The organism is Vibrio sp. ZF57, assembly GCF_001691235.1.
Classification (GTDB): Bacteria; Pseudomonadota; Gammaproteobacteria; order Enterobacterales; family Vibrionaceae; genus Vibrio; species Vibrio crassostreae_C.
Map to the genome: position 1 here is coordinate 69,760 of NZ_MAKD01000115.1, position 18,544 is coordinate 88,303.

Below are 18,544 nucleotides of genomic sequence, written 5' to 3' on the forward strand. Positions count from 1 at the left end.
GAACTTCCATTGAAGCCTTGTCACCTTCAACAGTTAGAAGAGATTGCTCTTCTTCTACTGAATCACCGATAGCAACCATGATTTCAGTAACTTCTACTTCGTCGCCACCGATATCTGGAACGTGAACTTCTTTAAGCTCTGCCGCTGCTGCCGCTGCAGGAGCAGCTACTGGAGCTGCCTCTGCTGCTGGAGCAGGTGCAGCTTCAGCTGCACCCTCGGCTTCGAAAATCATGATTAGAGAACCAGTAGAAACTGAATCGCCTTCAGCTACTTTGATTTCTTTAACGATACCTGCTTGAGACGCTGGAACTTCCATAGAAGCTTTGTCGCCTTCAACAGTGATCAGAGACTGTTCTTCTTCAACCTTGTCGCCAACGCTTACAAGAATCTCAGTAACTTCAACCTCATCCGCACCGATGTCAGGTACATTAATTTCGATTGCCATTGCTTATTTACCTTCTAGTTAAGCGCTGTATTAAGCGTATTGTGGGTTTGTTTTTTCAGTGTCGATATCAAATTTAGCAATTGCTTCAACAACTACAGATTTCTCGATATCACCACGTTTAGCCAGTTCAGTTAGAGCTGCAACTACGATGTAGCCAGCGTTAACTTCGAAGTGACGACGTAGGTTTGCACGGCTGTCAGAGCGGCCGAAACCATCAGTACCAAGTACTTTGTATGACTCGCTTGGCATGTAAGCACGTACTTGCTCAGCGTAGTTCTTCATGTAGTCAGTCACTGCGATTGCAGGTTCTTTACCAAGAACAGTCGTGATGTACGGTACTTTCTCTTCAGCTTCTGGGTGAAGCATGTTGTCACGCTCTACCGCTTGGCCGTCACGAGTTAGTTCGTTGAACGACGTTACTGAGAATACGTCAGATGCTACGCCGTACTCTTCGCTTAGAATTTCAGCCGCTTTACGCGCTTCGTTCATGATAGTACCAGAGCTCATTAGTTGAACTTTGCCCTTAGCACCAGCGTGAGATTCAAGCTTGTAGATACCTTTACGGATGCCTTCTTCAGCGCCTTCTGGCATTGCTGGCATTGCGTAGTTCTCGTTCATTACTGTTAGGTAGTAGTAAACGTTCTCTTGCTCAGGACCGTACATGCGACGGATACCGTCTTGCATGATTACCGCTAGCTCGTAAGCGAACGTTGGGTCGTAAGAGATACAGTTAGGGATAGTGTTCGCTTGGATGTGCGAGTGACCATCTTCGTGCTGTAGACCTTCACCGTTCAGTGTTGTACGACCTGCAGTAGCACCTAGTAGGAAGCCACGAGCTTGTTGGTCGCCTGCTAGCCATGCCATGTCACCAATACGTTGGAAACCGAACATTGAGTAGTAGATGTAGAACGGGATCATCGGTAGATCGTTTGTGCTGTATGAAGTTGCAGCAGCAACCCATGAAGCCATAGAACCTAGTTCGTTGATACCTTCTTGAAGAACTTGACCAGACGTTGCTTCTTTGTAGTAAGAAACGATGCCTTTATCTTCAGGTGTGTATTCTTGACCGTGTGGGTTGTAGATACCAACCTGACGGAATAGACCTTCCATACCGAATGTACGAGCTTCATCACAGATTATAGGAACGATGTTCTTACCAATGTTCTTATCTTTAAGAAGGATGTTTAGCGTACGTACATAAGCCATAGTTGTAGAGATATCACGCTTCTGTTCACCTAGTAGAGGTGCGAATGCGTCTAGCTCAGGAACCTTGAACTCTTGAGTAAACTTAGGAAGACGTGCAGGTGTGTAACCGTGTAGAGCGTTACGACGAGCGTGCATGTATTCGTACTCAGGCGTACCTTCTTCCAATTTCAGGTAAGGAAGTTCAGCGATCTTCTCATCTGAAAGGATGTCTTCTAGGCCTAGGCGATCACGTAGGTGTTGAACATGAGTCATGTCCATTTTCTTAACACCGTGTGCAATGTTCTTACCTTCAGCTGCATCACCCATGCCGTAACCTTTAACAGTCTTAGCTAGGATTACAGTTGGCTTACCGTTTGTCTCTTTAGCATTGTTGAATGCAGCAAACAGTTTAGAAGAATCGTGACCACCACGCTTAAGAGCGAAGATTTCGTCATCAGTCATGTCTGCAACTAGTGCAGCTGTTTCTGGGTACTTACCAAAGAAGTGCTCACGTACGTATGCGCCATCTTTAGATTTGAATGTTTGGTAGTCACCATCGATAGTTTCGTTCATTAGTTGAAGAAGCTTACCAGTAGTGTCTTTAGCTAGTAGAGAATCCCAGTTGCTACCCCAGATAACTTTAACAACGTTCCAACCTGCACCTTTGAATAGGCCTTCAAGTTCTTGGATGATGCTACCGTTACCCATTACAGGGCCGTCTAGACGCTGTAGGTTACAGTTGATTAGGAAACATAGGTTGTCTAGCTTCTCACGCGCAGCGAAAGAGATAGCACCACGTGATTCTGGCTCATCCATCTCACCGTCACCTAGGAACGCGTATACGCGTTGCGCTGAAGTTTCTTTCAGGCCACGGCCGTCAAGGTACTTAAGGAAGCGCGCTTGGTAGATAGCAGAGATAGGGCCAAGACCCATAGATACTGTCGGGAACTGCCAGAACTCAGGCATCAGTTTCGGGTGCGGGTAAGAAGGGATACCTTTACCATCAACTTCTTGACGGAAGTTATCTAGCTGTTCTTCAGTTAGACGACCTTCAACGAATGCACGAGAGTAGATACCTGGAGAGATGTGACCTTGGTAGTAAACTAGATCGCCACCGTCTGTCTCGTTTGGAGCACGGAAGAAGTGGTTGAAACATACTTCGTAGAACGCTGCTGCTGACTGGTAAGAAGCCATGTGACCACCAAGGTCTAGGTCTTTCTTAGAAGCACGCAATACGATCATGATTGCGTTCCAGCGAATAATCGAACGAATACGACGCTCAAGAGTTACGTCACCAGGGTAAGCTGGCTCTTGTGCTGCTGGAATTGTGTTGATGTAGTTTGTGTTGATGCCTGTAGCCATATCAACACCATCTAAACGCGCTTTATCTAGAACTTGTTCTAGTAAAAACTGTGCACGTTCTACACCTTCTTCACGTACTACTGACTCAAGAGCTTCTAACCAATCTTGAGTTTCCAGAGCATCAACGTCATGCTTCATGTCAGACATGGCGATCTATCCTTTTTGTTAGTTGGATTCTACTAAACACGTAAATAGCCGAAGTATTACGGCTATTTACCCTGTTGAATTCGACGTAAAGAACGTTCGCGGCGCGACTCTTCTTTGGTCAAATCCATCAATGTTTCTTCGATGTAAGCTAAATGAGAGTGTGACATTTCACGTGCCTGTTCTGGCTGTCCTGAAACGATCGCATCCACAATGTTAGCTCGATGTATACTCACTTTCTCCACAACGTCTTTACGACGATGCAACAGCTTTAAATTTTCTAAGACGTTTTGTTCGAGTAACGGAGCCAAACTACGAACAATGTGCAATAACACCACATTGTGCGCTGCCTCTGTTAAAGCAATAAGAAAAGCCATCACCGCTGCAGATTCGGCTTCAATATCAACCTTATCTTGCGCACCGCGAATTTTTTCTTGGCATGCTTGAATTCGAGCAAAGTCTTCATCAGTTCCACGCAATGCCGCGAAGTAAGCCGAAATCCCTTCCATCGCATGACGCGATTCCAACAAGTCTAGTTGGGTTTCAGAATGGGACGACAACAAATTAAGCAAAGGATCTGAAAAGCTTTTCCAGATATTTTCGCTAACAAACGTACCTCCACCTTGACGGCGAGTAAGCAAGCGTTTTGCTTCTAAACGTTGTATCGCTTCTCGGATTGAAGGACGAGACACATCGAACTGTTTCGCCAGTTCGCGCTCAGGCGGCAGCTGCTGCCCTGGAGCCAGTGTTCCTTCCACTATCAACCTTTCTAACTCTTGTTCGATAACATCGGAGAGTTTTGGCTGACGAATCCTTTGATAAGCCATAGTTTGTTGTTCTTCTTTTTCTTCGCTGACAATTGGTAATACCAATTTTAAGTTGGGCAGAAATTAACATAATTAAAACGCCACTGTCCAGCCTAAAATTGACCTGCATCATAGAATACAGCGTGAATTAACCATGATTTAACAAATGAAATTTAAAACAGCAACCAAATTGGTCTTACCATTTACAGGGGTAATACTTTTGGGAGTATTCGTGCTAGAAAGTTTCAGGATAAAAATGAATTGTTTCAGAAAGATTAGCGTCACTTGTTTAAAAATCGAACCAAGCGCACATTTAGGGTGGAAATTCTGTTCATAAGTTTTAATAAATGAGTGTTTGATAAGTTCGTCACACTCTCAATTTATTGATGCGCTTCTCTCCACCACTTTCTTTACATCGCAACAACAAAAATTCACAAGTCATTATGCTAGGCGTTGACTATTCAACGCCCGCCAGCGGTCAAGCCATCGTCAAAAACGGAGGCTTAAGCTTTGAGATTTTTTTTTAACTTCTGCCAATCGAACACCAAGCCAGGGTCAGTTTTACGCAGAGGCGCTATGTATTGATGGCCAGTGATACGTTCGCTGGTGATTTGAGGGAACGTCGATACGATAGTTTCTGTTAATTGGGCAAGCGCTTGATACTGCTGCTCGGTGTAAGCCACAAAGTCACTGCCTTCCAGTTCAATACCAATCGAATAGTCATTACACCTTTCACGCCCTGCAAAGCTCGACTGGCCAGCATGCCAAGCTCGGTCTAAGAAAGAGACGAACTGCACCACTTCCCCATCGCGACGAATCAAACAGTGCGCCGACACGCCCATTTGGTGAATCACCTTAAAAAACGGGTGTTCCTTCGGGTCGAGTTTGCCCGTAAAAAACAGTTCTATGTAAGGCCCACCAAATTGACCCGGAGGTAAACTAATGTTGTGAACCACCAGCAGAGAGATATCGTCGGCACTCGGTCGAGCATCAAAATACGGGGAAGGAACATGCCGAGCGTTGTCGTACCATCCGTTAGAGCTGATCGTCATCTTGGTCTCACTTTCGTTTCTGCTAGCACAATAAGATGTGACCTTGCCCATAGAGCAGTCGCGCTAGCCTCTTTAATTTGAAGTTAAGCAAGAGTATCATTCCATTCCCACTCCCTTTCAAGATTAGATTTGCGATGAAAAACACACATAACAGCCACCAACGCCTTGACTACTTAAAAGAGCAACTGCCTCTAGAGATCACTCGTGCAGTCGCTGAGACCATCAAAGAAGATCTAGGTGGAACGTTAGATCCAGCGGCTGATATTACGGCAAGTCTAATCCCTGCAGACGCAATCAACAGTGCAACTATTATTACCCGTGAGCACGGCGTGTTCTGCGGTAAAGCTTGGGCAGATGAAGTGTTTAAGCAATTGGGCGGTGAAGTGACTATCGAGTGGAATGTAGAAGATGGCGACAAGGTTGAACCAAACCAAACGCTTTGCACGCTAACTGGCCCAGCACGCGCGCTATTAACGGGTGAGCGCAATGCAATGAATTTCATTCAAACGCTATCTGGTTGTGCGACTACGACGGCTATCTACGCAGACAAAATTAAACACACAGAGTGCCGCCTGTTAGATACTCGTAAAACGATACCTGGCCTGCGCAGCGCACTAAAATACGCAGTCGCTTGTGGCGGCGGTTTCAACCACCGTATTGGGGTTTTCGATGCTTACCTAATCAAAGAAAACCACATCATCGCTTGTGGTGGCATTGAGAAGGCTATCTCAACAGCAAAAGAGCTGAACCCAGGTAAGCCTGTTGAAGTGGAAACTGAGAGTCTAGAAGAGCTAGAGCAAGCTATCAACGCTGGCGCAGACATCATCATGCTAGACAACTTCACTACGGACATGATGCGTGAAGCAGTTAAGATTAACGCGGGTCGTGCTGCACTAGAAAACTCTGGTAACGTGACACTAGACACCATCGCAGAATTTGCTGAAACGGGTGTTGATTACATCTCGGTAGGTGCACTAACTAAGCACCTGAAAGCAATGGATCTATCAATGAGATTCAAAGCGTAATTGACTGAATAATAAATAATTTCTGTAAAGGCACTGTTTATAACGGTGCCTTTTTATTACCTGAATCATCAGTATTTCAAGCAGTTATTTAAGCTGATCGCATAAATTTGCGCGCTATATGAAACACAACACCAATAAATACCAAACCACTCGCGACCGCACCTGAACACCATTCCACTTCCCTATCTCGGCTTCTATTCTTTCCATCAACCAGTGCCTGCACTGAAACAAACTAAAGAATGGAATTAGACAATGAATAACAAGAACAAAAGAACGAACCAGAAAGGCTTTACGCTGATTGAATTGATGATTGTAGTGGCTGTGATTGGGGTCCTTTCAGCTATTGCTATGCCTCAGTATCAAAAATATGTAGCTAAAAGCGAAGTTGCTTCAGTTTTAGCTACACTCACTGGAGCCAAAACAAATATAGAAGCTTTTGCTGTTGAAAATGGTACATTCCCAGATGAGACAGAAACAGGTCAAGATCCAAGTGATTTGGGTGTACCAACGATGCCTTTGGGCTCAGTTGATTTTACTACTAGCGGTGCGGCTGGGAGTATAGATTTTACCTTTGCAACTGTAGCAAGTGGAGCTAGCGCACTTGTTGCGGGGAAAAACCTTACCCTATCAAGAACTTCAGATGGCTCATGGTCTTGTAGCTCAACTGATATAACGGTAAATGATTCAATTCTTCCAAAGACCTGTACCCCGGCTCCTTAAACTATATGCTAACCAACCTCCCCACGGTTCTACGTCAGGCTAATCTACTTAGTCTGACTCAAGAACAAGCCGTTGCGGAACATGTGCAAGTTTCAGGTGTATCTACGCCTGAAGCTTTGCTCGTTCTTGATTTCTTCAGCGGCGATTCCTTAGCAAGCAACATTAAAACCATCTTCGGCTTACCGTTAGTTCAACTAGCCAATACGGATTATGAATCCTTGTGCGAACAATTAGGGCTTCGTGAGCTGATCACCAAGTATCGGGCGATCCCGATTTCAGTTTCTAGCTCCACTCTCACACTCGCTTCTGCCGACCCTACGGACTTACAAGCTGAAGACGACTTTCGATTCGCGACCGGATTACAAATTGAATTGGTTGTCGCTAATTACTCTGAATTAGAAGGCGCAATACGAAAGCTGTATGGACGTTCTATTTCCGGACAAGATTCGAAACGTAAAGAGATCTCCCAAGATGAGCTAGCCAACCTTGTTGAGATATCTGATGACGAGATAACTTCGATTGAAGACCTTAGCCAAGATGACTCCCCTGTCAGTCGCTTTATCAATCAAATTTTAGTCGATGCAGCACGTAAAGGCGCATCGGATATCCACTTCGAACCTTATGAAGAACACTACCGAGTACGCCTGCGTTGTGATGGCATCCTTGTTGAAATACAGCAACCCGCCTCTCACTTAAGTCGTCGTCTATCGGCGCGCTTGAAGATCCTCGCCAAACTCGATATCGCCGAGCGTCGCTTACCTCAAGATGGTCGTATTAAATTACGTTTAAACGACGAACTGGCGATTGATATGCGTGTATCAACTTTGCCGACCTTGTGGGGTGAAAAGATCGTTCTTCGACTGCTTGATAGCAGCGCGGCCAATCTAGATATCGATAAGTTAGGTTACAGCGAAGATCAAAAAGCACTCTACCTCAATGCCCTGAAACGCCCACAAGGGATGATCTTAATGACAGGCCCAACCGGCAGCGGAAAAACCGTCTCCCTATATACTGGCCTTCGAGTGCTCAACACAACTGAACGCAACATATCAACAGCCGAAGATCCGGTGGAAATTAACCTATGTGGTATCAATCAGGTACAAGTGACGCCTAAGATCGGCTTTGGATTTGCGGAAGCTCTGCGATCATTTTTACGACAAGACCCTGATGTGGTGATGGTTGGAGAGATCCGCGACTTGGAAACGGCAGAAATCGCGATCAAAGCATCGCAAACGGGTCACTTAGTACTTTCGACACTGCACACGAATTCCGCCGCAGAAACCGTCACCCGACTCGCACATATGGGTATAGAACCCTTTAACCTCGCTTCATCATTGAGTTTGATTATCGCCCAACGACTGGCAAGACGATTATGCAACCACTGCAAAGAAAATGACGACTCGCCAGACATATTCCTGCGTCACTCCATTCCTAACAGCCAAACCATCTACAAAGCGAGTCCTAAAGGTTGCAATGAGTGTAACCAGGGTTATTCGGGGCGAGTGGGTATCTATGAAGTGATGCCGTTTAGCGATCAACTGAAAAGCAGCCTGATCGACAAACCGAACGCGTTGGCCATTGAAAACTTGGCTCGCCGAGAAGGCATGAGAACTCTGCAAGAGTCAGGGTTAGATAAGTTGCTTGAAGGCACCACCAGCTATCAAGAACTGCAACGTGTTCTGTACATATAAACCAATGGAGCACCAATGAGTAGCAAGTCCAAACAATCACAATTAAAAAGCTATCACTGGAAAGGCATTAACAGCTCAGGCAAAAAAGTGTCTGGGCAGACCTTAGCGCTCACCGAGTTGGAAGTACGAGAAAAGCTCAAAGAACAGCATATTCAGATTAAGAAAATCAAAAAGAAGAGTATTTCAGCCGTCACTCGTTTAACCCATAGAGTCAAAGCCAAAGACATCACTATTTTAACTCGGCAACTGGCTACCATGTTGGCGACTGGTGTGCCGATCGTGCAAGCCATCAAGCTGGTGTCAGACAATCACCGCAAAGCAGAAATGAAATCGATTTTATCGCATATTTGCAAAGGTGTAGAAGCCGGAACGCCAATCTCAAAAGCGATGCGAACTGCAAGCCGCCACTTTGATGACCTATACACTGATTTGGTCGCCACAGGCGAGCTCTCCGGTAACCTAGCACAAGTGTTCGAACGTTTGGCGACCTATAGAGAAAAGAGCGAGCAGTTAAAGTCCAAAGTCGTCAAAGCACTCATCTACCCCGCGATGGTGGTCACCGTTGCACTGACCGTTTCTTATTTAATGCTGACCATGGTGATTCCAGAGTTTGAGTCGATGTTTTCAGGCTTTGGCGCCGACCTGCCTTGGTTCACCCAACAAGTACTCTACCTTTCCCATTGGATGCAGGCTTACAGTTTTTATACGGCTGTAGGCATCGGGCTTGTTGTTCTGATTATTTACCAACTATGCCAGCGCTCCCACTCGTTCAGACTGTCTGTCAGTCGGCTAGGATTGCGCTTCCCTGTTCTCGGTGGCGTATTAGCGAAAGCCTCAATAGCCAAATTCAGCCGAACCTTATCAACAAGCTTTAGTTCCGGTATTCCTATTTTAATGAGCCTAAAAACCACAGCCAAAACCGCAGGCAACCTACATTATGAATCAGCAATCATTGAGGTTCACCGAGAAACCGCAGCAGGCATGCCGATGTATATCGCGATGCGCAATACCAATGCCTTCCCTGAAATGGTGTTGCAGATGGTGATGATTGGTGAAGAGTCGGGCAACCTTGATGATATGCTCAATAAAGTCGCTTCCATTTACGAGTTTGAAGTAGACAACACCGTCGACAATTTAGGCAAAATTTTAGAACCATTGATCATCGTATTTTTAGGGACAGTTGTTGGCGGGCTTGTGGTTGCGATGTACTTACCGATCTTTAATCTTATGAGTGTGTTAGGATAGTTAAAAGCAACTAAACACCCATGAGCAACAATCTCTGCTCACCTTGATTAAGTGGTAAAGGACACTATGGAAGTATTTCACTACTATCCTTGGCTATTCCCCGTATTAGCTTTCATTTTTAGCCTTCTTATCGGCAGCTTCCTCAACGTAGTCATACACCGTTTGCCAATTATGATGGAACGTGAATGGCAACAAGAGTGCTCGGAATATTTCTCTCAATATAAAATTCCAGCGCCAGAGGGAAAGTTCAACCTCAGCATTCCTCGCTCTACCTGCCCGAAATGCAAAACCCAATTAAGAATCGTCGACAATATCCCAGTGTTAAGCTGGTTGCTCTTAAAGGGTAAGTGCCATAGCTGTGCTAATCCAATCAGTGCTCGCTACCCTTTGGTCGAACTGCTTACCGCAATACTTTGCACAATGGTTGCTAGCCACTTTGGTTTCAGTTACTACGCCATTGCTTTGATTTTTTTCACCTTCGCACTGATTACCGCGACCTTTATCGATCTCGATACCATGCTGTTACCCGATCAAATCACCTTGCCTTTAGTATGGTCCGGTATCGCTTTAGCATTGTTTAATATCAGCCCAGTATCGCTGCAAGATTCTGTGGTTGGCGCAATGGCTGGCTACCTGGCTCTGTGGTCTGTTTATTGGTTGTTCAAACTACTGACAGGCAAAGAAGGCATGGGTTACGGTGACTTCAAACTCCTGGCTGCGCTTGGCGCATGGCTTGGTTGGCAGCACCTACCGATGATCATCCTTTTATCTTCGCTTGTTGGCCTTGTGTTTGGTTTGATTCAACTTCGCTTGAAACAGCAAGGCATAGATAAAGCCTTTCCATTTGGGCCCTACCTTGCGATTGCGGGTTGGGTAAGCTTGATGTGGGGTAACGACATCATGGGTTGGTATTTCACTTCTGTACTAGGAATTTAACCATGGCAATCATTATCGGATTAAGCGGTGGTATCGCCAGTGGCAAAACTACGGTCGCTAACCTGTTCAATGAGCATTTTAATATAGATATTGTTGATGCTGATATCGTGGCACGTGAAGTGGTTGCGCTGGGCAGTGTCGGCTTAAAACAGATTACAGAACACTTTGGTGAGTCTATCTTGCTTGACGATGGAACACTCAACCGAAGTCGACTGCGTGAGCTGATCTTCTCAGATCCTAAAGAAAAGCAGTGGCTCAATGATCTTCTTCATCCCATGATCCGTGACAAAATTTACAGTGACCTGTCTAAAATCACATCCCCGTATGGTTTATTAGTTGCACCGCTATTGGTGGAAAACCAAATGCAAGGCATGGCCGATCGCGTATTAATTGTTGATGTGCCAGCAGAAGTTCAAATAGAACGTACGATGAGTCGTGACAATGTTTCTAGGGAACAAGTTGCATCAATTTTAAAATCACAGGCTTCAAGAGAACAACGCTTAGCAGTTGCAGATGACGTGATTAAAAACCATACTAAAAACCAAGAACTTTTGCCTCAAATCACAGATTTACATCAAAAGTATCTGGCAATCAGTGCTGTAGATGGGTCAGAATAGAACAATGTTGAATGAAGGTTTGCTCGATGATCACCCATAAATTTGAACATCCTCTAAATGAGAAAACACGCATCTACTTAAGAGTCGAATCACTCTTGAGGCAGCTACACTTGTCTTCTACATTTTCCGATGCTCAACAGTATCAACTCTTTTTCCGTTCCATCTTTGATCTGATTGAAATCTTCGAACAGATCCAACTCAAGAGCGAACTGGCAAAAGATATTGAGAAGCAACGTGTAACCTACAAAAGTTGGTTGGATGTTGAAGGTGTCGATCAAGAGATGCTGACATCACTGCTTAATGACATTGGTAACATCTATCGTGATCTGATGCAGGCAGAGCGTTTTGGCCAGTCACTTAAGGAAGACCGCTTCCTGAGTGCCATTCGCCAACGCTTTAATCTTCCAGGTGGTTCATGCTGCTTTGATCTGCCCGCACTGCATTATTGGCTGCACCTTCCTCTCGATAAGAGAATGCGAGATGCCAAAGCTTGGATGGATAGCCTACAGCCTCTGTATGAAGCGCTAACACTGTGGTTGAAGCTCACCAGAGAGACGGGTCACTTCAAAGAGCAAATCGCTCGTGCTGGCTTCTTCCAGAGCGATGCCGATGAAGCGAATATCCTTCGTCTTTCTATTCCGATGCAATACGGTGCCTACCCGATGATCTCCGGTCACAAGAACCGCTTTGCTGTTAAGTTCATGAGCTTTGAAACTGGGCAAGCCTGTACTCAAGACATCGAATTTGAATTGGCAATCTGCACCTAATTAATTTCCTTTTATAGTTTGGCTTGAGTCCTCACTCGAGCCTAAACTCACTATTATTACACCTTCAAATTAAGAATCACTATGTCGAAGAAAATCACCATCGTTAAATGCCCTCAATGTAATGCTGACGTTGAATGGGGCGAACAAAGCCCGCACCGCCCGTTTTGCAGCAAGCAATGTCAGATGATTGATTTCGGTGAATGGGCAGACGAAGAGAACAGCATCGCTGGCGCACCAGATATGTCAGATAGCGATGGTTGGTCGGAAGATCCGCACTAAGCGAGTAGCGAGTAGCGAGTAACGAGTAACGAGTAACGAGTAACGAGTAACGAGTAACGAGTAACGAGTATTTTGAAGGGTTGGCGTTTAACGTCAATCCTTTTTTATTGCCTATAACACGGCGCTAGTAGAGATTCCCTACTCCTTCCTTCGTCAGTCTAGGGAATGACGGTTAAATATGAGTTTCGTCTGGTTTGTCATCCTCAAGAGTGAGGTACGAGCGAATTGGGGATCTCTTACCTGCTAAGCTCCAAATAACAGACACAAAAAAGCGGAGCCAAATGGCTCCGCTTTTATCGATAGAATGCAAAAAGAATTACTTCTTAGTAAGCTTCTCTTTAATACGAGCTGACTTACCAGAACGCTCACGTAGGTAGTACAACTTGGCACGACGTACTGCACCACGGCGTTTAACTTCGATGCTATCAACCATTGGAGAGTGAGTTTGGAACGCACGCTCTACGCCTTCACCGTTCGAGATCTTACGAACTGTGAATGCAGAGTGTAGACCACGGTTACGAATAGCGATTACAACGCCTTCGAAAGCCTGTAGACGCTCACGGTCACCTTCTTTTACCTTAACCTGAACTACAACAGTGTCACCTGGTGCGAATTTAGGAAGGTCTGATTTTAGTTGCTCTTCTTCAAGAGCCTTGATGATGTTGCTCATTTGTATAAATTCCTAGAATAAACTGATACTAAATTTAATAGGTTACTGCTTGCTTTTCGTTAAGAGCGTTGCTCTTTAATGAATTCAGCCAGTAATTGTTCCTGTTCGTCAGTCAGAGCTAGGTTTTCCAGGAGTTCTGGTCTTCTTAGCCAAGTTCGGCCCAACGATTGTTTTAATCGCCAGCGACGAATATCCTTATGGTTTCCAGACTTGAGTACCGATGGCACATCTTTATCGTCTAGCACCTCAGGGCGCGTATAATGGGGACAATCTAGCAAACCATTTGCAAAAGAATCTTCTTCTGCTGAAGCGAAATCTCCAAGTACACCCGGAACAAACCGAGATACTGAATCAATCAGCGTCATGGCTGGCAGTTCGCCACCCGTCATCACAAAATCTCCAATCGACCATTCTTCGTCAACTTCAGATTGAATGATGCGCTCATCTACCCCTTCGTAGCGACCACAAATAAGAAGTAAATTCTCGTTTGTTGCCAGCTCTTCAACACCTTTCTGGTCGAGTTTACGACCTTGAGGTGAAAGATAGATAACTTTCGTCTTTCCCGGTGCTGCTTGCTTGGCCGTTGTGATAGCGTCGCGCAAAGGCTGAACCATCATTAACATGCCAGGACCACCACCGTAAGGTCTGTCATCAACAGTGCGATGTTTATCATGAGTGAAATCACGAGGATTCCATGTCTCAATAGATAAAAGACCTTTTTTAACCGCTTGACCTGTTACTCCAAAATCAGTAACAGAACGGAACATTTCAGGAAAAAGGCTAATAATGCCAACCCACATGTGTTCTCTCGCTCTGTAATTTGGAGTTAGAATCCAGGATCCCAGTCAACTTCGATCCGGCGAGCTTCGCGATCAACTTTCTTGATCACTTGCTCTTCAAGGTACGGTACTAACCGTTCCTTTTGGCCAAAAGCATCTTTAAGATTTGCTTTGATTACTAGAACATCGTTCGAGCCAGTTTCTAATAGGTCAGTGACCTCACCAAGGTCGTAACCTTTAGTGGTAAAAACTTGCATACCGAACAATTCGCGCCAGTAGAATTCATCTTCTGACAATTCAGGTAACGAAGCAGGGTCAATAGCAATTTCAAAGTTAGTCATCAGTTGCGCGTCTTCACGAACATCTAATCCCGCTAGCTTACATACATAACCTTGGCCATGACGTTTCCAGCTCTCAACTTTGTACTCAACCCACTTACCCTTTAGGTTTAAATACCAAGGGCTGTAATCAAATATGCTTTCAGCATTGTCTGTGTAGGAGAACACTTTAAGCCAGCCACGAATACCATAGGTAGACCCAAGTTTACCCATGACAATTCTATTGTTTTGCTCGCTCATAGTTTCTTTACCCTTCATCGACATAAGCTATTTCTCTTTAAAAAAGAATTAAGCCGCTTTTTGAGCGTCTTTAACTAGCTTAGCTACACGATCAGATAGAGATGCGCCTTGACCAACCCAGTGGTTAACACGATCTAGGTCTAGACGTAGACCTTCTTCTTGACCTTGAGCAGTAGGGTTAAAGAAACCTACTTTCTCGATGAAACGGCCAGTTGCAGCGTTACGGCTATCCGCAACTACGATTTGATAAAATGGGCGCTTCTTTGCACCGTGACGTGCCAAACGAATGGTTACCATGTCGTCCTCTTTGCTTTCTTAATAAAATAATTAACCCCAAGTATAAGTAAATAGCTTGGGGTCTCGTGCCAAATTAAAGCCCCGGAATTTTACTCTTATTCCGGTGCAATGCAAGGGCTTTAGCTATTTTTTCACCAACATAGCTGCCGTACACTTTCTGTGACACGGCTAACACTATGAAAAGTAACGTAGCTAAAGCTTACATTTGTAGATTATCGACCAAACGGGTTAAAGCCACCACCCATTCCGCCCATACCTCCACCGCCGCCCATCATGCCTTGCATGTTGCGCATCATGCCTTTCATGCCACCTTTCTGCATCTTCTTCATCATCTTCTGCATTTGGGTGAACTGCTTAAGCATACGGTTTACATCTTGTACCTGTGTACCAGAACCAGCGGCAATACGCTTTTTGCGAGAGCCTTTGATTAGGTCAGGGCGTTGACGCTCTTTCATGGTCATAGAGTTGATGATCGCTTCCATTTGCTTGAACATCTTGTCATCAACTTTATCTTTAACGTTATCTGGTAGCTGAGACATGCCTGGAAGCTTATCCATCATGCCCATCATGCCGCCCATGTTTTGCATCTGACCTAGTTGTTCACGGAAGTCTTCAAGGTCAAAGCCTTTCTTCTCTTTGAACTTCTTAGCCAGTTTCTCTGCTTTCTCGGTATCAACGTTTTTCTGTAGGTCTTCAATAAGAGACAGTACGTCGCCCATACCTAAGATACGAGAAGCAACACGATCTGGGTGGAACGGTTCTAGTGCGTCAGTCTTTTCACCAACACCCAAGAATTTAATCGGCTTGCCTGTGATATGACGAACAGACAGAGCAGCACCACCACGCGCATCACCATCAACTTTCGTCAAGATAACACCGGTTAGTGGTAGCGCATCACCAAAGGCTTTTGCAGTGTTCGCAGCATCTTGACCTGTCATTGCATCAACAACGAACAGTGTCTCTACTGGTTTAATTGCAGTATGAAGCTCTTTGATCTCGCCCATCATCTCTTCATCGATAGCCAAACGACCCGCAGTATCGACAAGTAGCACGTCGTAGAATTTCTTCTTCGCGTGGTCGATTGCAGCGTTTGCAATATCAAGAGGTTTTTGATCAGCTGAAGATGGGAAGAAGTCTACGCCAACATCGCTTGCTAACGTTTCAAGCTGTTTGATTGCCGCTGGACGGTAAACGTCGGCAGACACAACCAAGACTTTCTTCTTGTCACGCTCAGTTAGAAGCTTAGATAGCTTACCTACCGATGTGGTTTTACCCGCACCTTGTAGACCCGCCATTAAGATAACGGCTGGCGGCTGCGCTGCTAGGTTAAGAGCCTCGTTAGACTCACCCATCACCGCTTCAAGTTCAGCTTGAACGATCTTAATGAATTCTTGACCAGGCGTTAGAGATTTAGAAACCTCAACACCCACAGCGCCTTCTTTTACGCGCTTAACAAAATCGCGGACAACGGGCAGTGCAACGTCGGCTTCAAGTAGCGCCATACGTACTTCACGCAGCGTCTCTTTAATATTGTCTTCGGTCAGACGACCTTTACCGCTGATGTTCTTCAGCGTTTTGGATAGACGATCCGTTAAATTATCAAACATAGTTTTCTCTTCGCTCAAAACTGCGACTATTACTGTGAGTATACATTAGCGCGGATTAGAGTCATACCCGTTGTAGAGCGTTAATCATCCGTGCTTGTGATGTGAGACATTATTCACTTGGAATTGAATGAGGTTCGCCATAGCCCCAAAGAGCGATGCGAGGTATAATTCGCCAATTAGTAATCATTAAAATGGATACCATGGACAGTCTTATTGCGATCGCAGCAGCCTTTCTTTATACAATGGCGATTTCCACGATCATTCCAGGTCTCGTGCACCAAACAGGAATCCGTGTAAAAACGGTGTTTATCAGCGCATTACTTGCTCTAGCTTTCCATGCTTGGTTGCTTGGCGATTTGATTTTTAATGCCAGTGGCCAAAACCTCAGTATCTTGAACGTTGCTTCATTAATCAGTTTAATCATATCTGTGGTAATGAGCGGTGCAATGCTCAAAACCCGTCTGTGGTTTATCTTACCCGTCGTCTATAGCTTCGCTGCGCTGAACTTGATGGCAGCCACTTTTCTTCCAAGCACCTTCATCAAACATCTAGAGAATGACCCAAAACTGCTCGTGCACATATCTTTGGCTCTATTCTCATACGCAACGTTAACTATCGGCGCGCTATACGCCCTGCAACTTGCTTGGCTAGATCACAAACTTAAAAAGAAAAAAGCCTTAGTGATAAACCCTAACCTACCTCCTTTAATGATGGTAGAGAGACAGCTTTTCAAGATCATTCTGATTGGTAATGGTTTATTAACGGGTACTTTGCTGACTGGCCTTATCTTCGTACAAGATATGTTTGCTCAAGGAAAGGCGCACAAAGCGGTATTGTCTTTTATCGCTTGGGTTATCTACTCCATCCTTTTATGGGGTCACTACCAAAAAGGTTGGCGTGGACAGAAAGTCACTTGGTTCGCACTTGCCGGCGCCAGCATGCTCACATTGGCCTACTTCGGTAGCCGCTTCGTTCAGGAAATCATCCTGAACTAGTCTGTAAAATAAAGGCAAGGTCTCACACACCTTGCCTTTAAAATATTGAGTCCGTTAGATTCAATTGACATCTCGACCATGTTCGGTCATAAATTAATCAAGATACACAAATAGGAAAAGAATAGTTTTGGACGACATATCAACGGGTATCTTATTTGCGCTACTCGCGTGTCTCATTGTAATTTCTGGTTATTTCTCTGGTTCCGAAACGGGCATGATGTCCTTGAACCGCTACCGTTTAAAGCACTTGGCCAATACGGGTCATAAAGGTGCCAAACGCGTAGAAAAACTTCTGAACCGCCCAGACAGATTGATTGGCCTCATCCTCATCGGCAACAATCTCGTCAACATTCTTGCATCTGCGATCGCTACTATTCTTGGTATGCGCATCTACGGGGATATCGGTGTGGCTATCGCTACTGGTACCCTAACTCTCGTGATCCTCGTATTCGCCGAGGTAACCCCAAAGACCATCGCTTCTCTATTTCCTGAACGTGTCTCTTACGCGAGTAGTATCCTTTTGATGATACTGATGAAGGTGCTATCACCATTGGTGATCTTAGTGAACTTCATTACCAACGGCTTCATTCGTATCTTAGGCGTTAAAGCCAGCCATGATGCAACCGACCACTTGAGCTCCGAAGAGCTTAGAACCGTGGTAAATGAAGCCGGTAGCTTAATCCCTCAACGTCACCAAGATATGTTGGTGTCTATTCTGGATTTAGAGCACGTCACCGTGAACGACATCATGGTGCCGCGTAATGAGATTACTGGTATCGACATCAATGACGACTGGAAATCGATCGTTCGTCAACTTACCCACTCGCCTCATGGTCGCGTAGTGCTGTACCGTGACCAAATAGATGAAGTGGTCGGCATGCTTAGGCTGCGTGAAGCTTACCGTCTGATGCTTGAAAAGAACGAATTCAATAAAGAAACCCTGTTGCGTGCCGCGGATGAGATCTACTTTATTCCTGAAGCGACACCACTCAATATTCAACTGCTTAAGTTTCAACGCAATAAGCAGCGCATCGGTTTGATTGTTGATGAGTATGGCGACATCAATGGTTTGGTTACATTAGAAGATATTCTAGAAGAGATCGTAGGTGAGTTTACCACCTCAATCACCCCAAGCTTATCTGAAGAGATTACTCCGCAAAGCGATGGCAGCTTCTTGATTGAAGGCAGTGCCAATATCCGAGATATCAACAAAGGCTTACAGTGGGCACTGCCTACCGATGGCCCAAGAACGCTGAATGGTTTGATACTGGAACATCTTGAAGATATTCCTGAGAGTCACCTGAGTGTTCATGTTGCCAGCCACCCAATGGAAATTGTTGAGCT

General features: G+C 45.1%; 18 protein-coding genes and 1 pseudogene. 10 read left to right on the forward strand and 9 right to left on the reverse strand.

The window, feature by feature from the left end:
- The 4 genes and pseudogenes from A6D97_RS22240 to ampD form a co-directional block, all read right to left on the reverse strand.
- A pseudogene (locus tag A6D97_RS22240) lies at positions 1 to 445 on the reverse strand (biotin/lipoyl-containing protein); the annotation flags it as partial.
- A 30-nt stretch (positions 446 to 475) separates the two neighbouring features.
- Entirely contained in the window at positions 476 to 3,139 is a 2,664-nt protein-coding gene (gene aceE / locus A6D97_RS17675; protein ID WP_065584923.1) for a pyruvate dehydrogenase (acetyl-transferring), homodimeric type, read from the reverse strand.
- A gap of 62 nt (positions 3,140 to 3,201) precedes the next feature.
- Positions 3,202 to 3,963: a pyruvate dehydrogenase complex transcriptional repressor PdhR gene (gene pdhR / locus A6D97_RS17680; protein ID WP_065584924.1), complete on the reverse strand. Its 762-nt coding sequence runs from the start codon at positions 3,961 to 3,963 to the stop codon at positions 3,202 to 3,204.
- A gap of 482 nt (positions 3,964 to 4,445) precedes the next feature.
- Positions 4,446 to 5,045 (reverse strand): 1,6-anhydro-N-acetylmuramyl-L-alanine amidase AmpD, encoded by a 600-nt coding sequence (ampD, locus tag A6D97_RS17685; RefSeq protein WP_065584925.1) that lies wholly within the window; start codon positions 5,043 to 5,045, stop codon positions 4,446 to 4,448.
- An 83-nt stretch (positions 5,046 to 5,128) separates the two neighbouring features.
- Between ampD and nadC the strand changes: the two genes are divergently transcribed.
- From nadC to yacG, 8 genes are all read left to right on the forward strand, one after another.
- The gene (gene nadC / locus A6D97_RS17690; protein WP_016790034.1) at positions 5,129 to 6,019 is read left to right on the forward strand and encodes a carboxylating nicotinate-nucleotide diphosphorylase; all 891 of its coding nucleotides are present in this window, start codon (positions 5,129 to 5,131) and stop codon (positions 6,017 to 6,019) included.
- A 252-nt stretch (positions 6,020 to 6,271) separates the two neighbouring features.
- Positions 6,272 to 6,739 carry a pilin gene (locus A6D97_RS17695; RefSeq protein WP_065584926.1) on the forward strand — a complete coding sequence of 156 codons (468 nt, stop codon included), beginning with the start codon at positions 6,272 to 6,274 and terminating at the stop codon, positions 6,737 to 6,739.
- Between the two features lie 5 nt (positions 6,740 to 6,744).
- Entirely contained in the window at positions 6,745 to 8,430 is a 1,686-nt protein-coding gene (gene pilB, locus A6D97_RS17700; protein WP_065584927.1) for a type IV-A pilus assembly ATPase PilB, read from the forward strand.
- A 15-nt stretch (positions 8,431 to 8,445) separates the two neighbouring features.
- Positions 8,446 to 9,675, forward strand: a complete 1,230-nt coding sequence (locus A6D97_RS17705; RefSeq protein WP_065584928.1) for a type II secretion system F family protein — start codon at positions 8,446 to 8,448, stop codon at positions 9,673 to 9,675.
- Positions 9,676 to 9,741: 66 nt separating this feature from the next.
- A complete protein-coding gene (locus tag A6D97_RS17710; protein ID WP_017063238.1) occupies positions 9,742 to 10,611 on the forward strand; it encodes an A24 family peptidase in 870 nt (289 codons plus the stop codon).
- 2 nt (positions 10,612 to 10,613) lie between these two features.
- On the forward strand, positions 10,614 to 11,228 hold the full coding sequence (gene coaE / locus A6D97_RS17715) for a dephospho-CoA kinase (RefSeq protein WP_065584929.1): 615 nt from the start codon (positions 10,614 to 10,616) through the stop codon (positions 11,226 to 11,228).
- 26 nt (positions 11,229 to 11,254) lie between these two features.
- The gene (gene zapD / locus A6D97_RS17720; RefSeq protein WP_017063237.1) at positions 11,255 to 11,995 is read left to right on the forward strand and encodes a cell division protein ZapD; all 741 of its coding nucleotides are present in this window, start codon (positions 11,255 to 11,257) and stop codon (positions 11,993 to 11,995) included.
- An 81-nt stretch (positions 11,996 to 12,076) separates the two neighbouring features.
- Positions 12,077 to 12,274, forward strand: a complete 198-nt coding sequence (gene yacG / locus A6D97_RS17725; RefSeq protein WP_004735515.1) for a DNA gyrase inhibitor YacG — start codon at positions 12,077 to 12,079, stop codon at positions 12,272 to 12,274.
- A 316-nt stretch (positions 12,275 to 12,590) separates the two neighbouring features.
- Here yacG and rplS read toward each other — a convergent pair whose 3' ends face one another.
- The 5 genes from rplS to ffh all read right to left on the reverse strand — a co-directional run bounded on the left by rplS (position 12,591) and on the right by ffh (position 16,205).
- Positions 12,591 to 12,944: a 50S ribosomal protein L19 gene (rplS, locus tag A6D97_RS17730; protein WP_004735514.1), complete on the reverse strand. Its 354-nt coding sequence runs from the start codon at positions 12,942 to 12,944 to the stop codon at positions 12,591 to 12,593.
- A 59-nt stretch (positions 12,945 to 13,003) separates the two neighbouring features.
- Positions 13,004 to 13,744 carry a tRNA (guanosine(37)-N1)-methyltransferase TrmD gene (trmD, locus tag A6D97_RS17735; RefSeq protein WP_017061056.1) on the reverse strand — a complete coding sequence of 247 codons (741 nt, stop codon included), beginning with the start codon at positions 13,742 to 13,744 and terminating at the stop codon, positions 13,004 to 13,006.
- 26 nt (positions 13,745 to 13,770) lie between these two features.
- Entirely contained in the window at positions 13,771 to 14,325 is a 555-nt protein-coding gene (rimM, locus tag A6D97_RS17740) for a ribosome maturation factor RimM (RefSeq protein WP_017063236.1), read from the reverse strand.
- A 24-nt stretch (positions 14,326 to 14,349) separates the two neighbouring features.
- Complete coding sequence (rpsP, locus tag A6D97_RS17745) at positions 14,350 to 14,598, reverse strand: 30S ribosomal protein S16 (protein ID WP_004410028.1); 249 nt, start codon at positions 14,596 to 14,598, stop codon at positions 14,350 to 14,352.
- A gap of 212 nt (positions 14,599 to 14,810) precedes the next feature.
- Positions 14,811 to 16,205 carry a signal recognition particle protein gene (gene ffh / locus A6D97_RS17750; RefSeq protein WP_010435884.1) on the reverse strand — a complete coding sequence of 465 codons (1,395 nt, stop codon included), beginning with the start codon at positions 16,203 to 16,205 and terminating at the stop codon, positions 14,811 to 14,813.
- A gap of 200 nt (positions 16,206 to 16,405) precedes the next feature.
- Between ffh and A6D97_RS17755 the strand changes: the two genes are divergently transcribed.
- Together A6D97_RS17755 and A6D97_RS17760 are read left to right on the forward strand one after the other, a co-directional pair.
- On the forward strand, positions 16,406 to 17,200 hold the full coding sequence (locus A6D97_RS17755; protein ID WP_019825854.1) for an inner membrane protein YpjD: 795 nt from the start codon (positions 16,406 to 16,408) through the stop codon (positions 17,198 to 17,200).
- Positions 17,201 to 17,327: 127 nt separating this feature from the next.
- On the forward strand, positions 17,328 to 18,544 hold a 1,217-nt coding region (locus A6D97_RS17760; RefSeq protein ID WP_065584930.1), incomplete at its 3' end, for a CNNM domain-containing protein.

Coding starts and splice junctions, on each gene's coding strand:
- aceE (WP_065584923.1), bottom strand. CDS start 3,139: ATGTCTGACATGAAGCATGACGTTGATGCTCTGGAAACTCAAGATTGG.
- pdhR (WP_065584924.1), bottom strand. CDS start 3,963: ATGGCTTATCAAAGGATTCGTCAGCCAAAACTCTCCGATGTTATCGAA.
- ampD (WP_065584925.1), bottom strand. CDS start 5,045: ATGGGCAAGGTCACATCTTATTGTGCTAGCAGAAACGAAAGTGAGACC.
- nadC (WP_016790034.1), top strand. CDS start 5,129: ATGAAAAACACACATAACAGCCACCAACGCCTTGACTACTTAAAAGAG.
- A6D97_RS17695 (WP_065584926.1), top strand. CDS start 6,272: ATGAATAACAAGAACAAAAGAACGAACCAGAAAGGCTTTACGCTGATT.
- pilB (WP_065584927.1), top strand. CDS start 6,745: ATGCTAACCAACCTCCCCACGGTTCTACGTCAGGCTAATCTACTTAGT.
- A6D97_RS17705 (WP_065584928.1), top strand. CDS start 8,446: ATGAGTAGCAAGTCCAAACAATCACAATTAAAAAGCTATCACTGGAAA.
- A6D97_RS17710 (WP_017063238.1), top strand. CDS start 9,742: ATGGAAGTATTTCACTACTATCCTTGGCTATTCCCCGTATTAGCTTTC.
- coaE (WP_065584929.1), top strand. CDS start 10,614: ATGGCAATCATTATCGGATTAAGCGGTGGTATCGCCAGTGGCAAAACT.
- zapD (WP_017063237.1), top strand. CDS start 11,255: ATGATCACCCATAAATTTGAACATCCTCTAAATGAGAAAACACGCATC.
- yacG (WP_004735515.1), top strand. CDS start 12,077: ATGTCGAAGAAAATCACCATCGTTAAATGCCCTCAATGTAATGCTGAC.
- rplS (WP_004735514.1), bottom strand. CDS start 12,944: ATGAGCAACATCATCAAGGCTCTTGAAGAAGAGCAACTAAAATCAGAC.
- trmD (WP_017061056.1), bottom strand. CDS start 13,744: ATGTGGGTTGGCATTATTAGCCTTTTTCCTGAAATGTTCCGTTCTGTT.
- rimM (WP_017063236.1), bottom strand. CDS start 14,325: ATGTCGATGAAGGGTAAAGAAACTATGAGCGAGCAAAACAATAGAATT.
- rpsP (WP_004410028.1), bottom strand. CDS start 14,598: ATGGTAACCATTCGTTTGGCACGTCACGGTGCAAAGAAGCGCCCATTT.
- ffh (WP_010435884.1), bottom strand. CDS start 16,205: ATGTTTGATAATTTAACGGATCGTCTATCCAAAACGCTGAAGAACATC.
- A6D97_RS17755 (WP_019825854.1), top strand. CDS start 16,406: ATGGACAGTCTTATTGCGATCGCAGCAGCCTTTCTTTATACAATGGCG.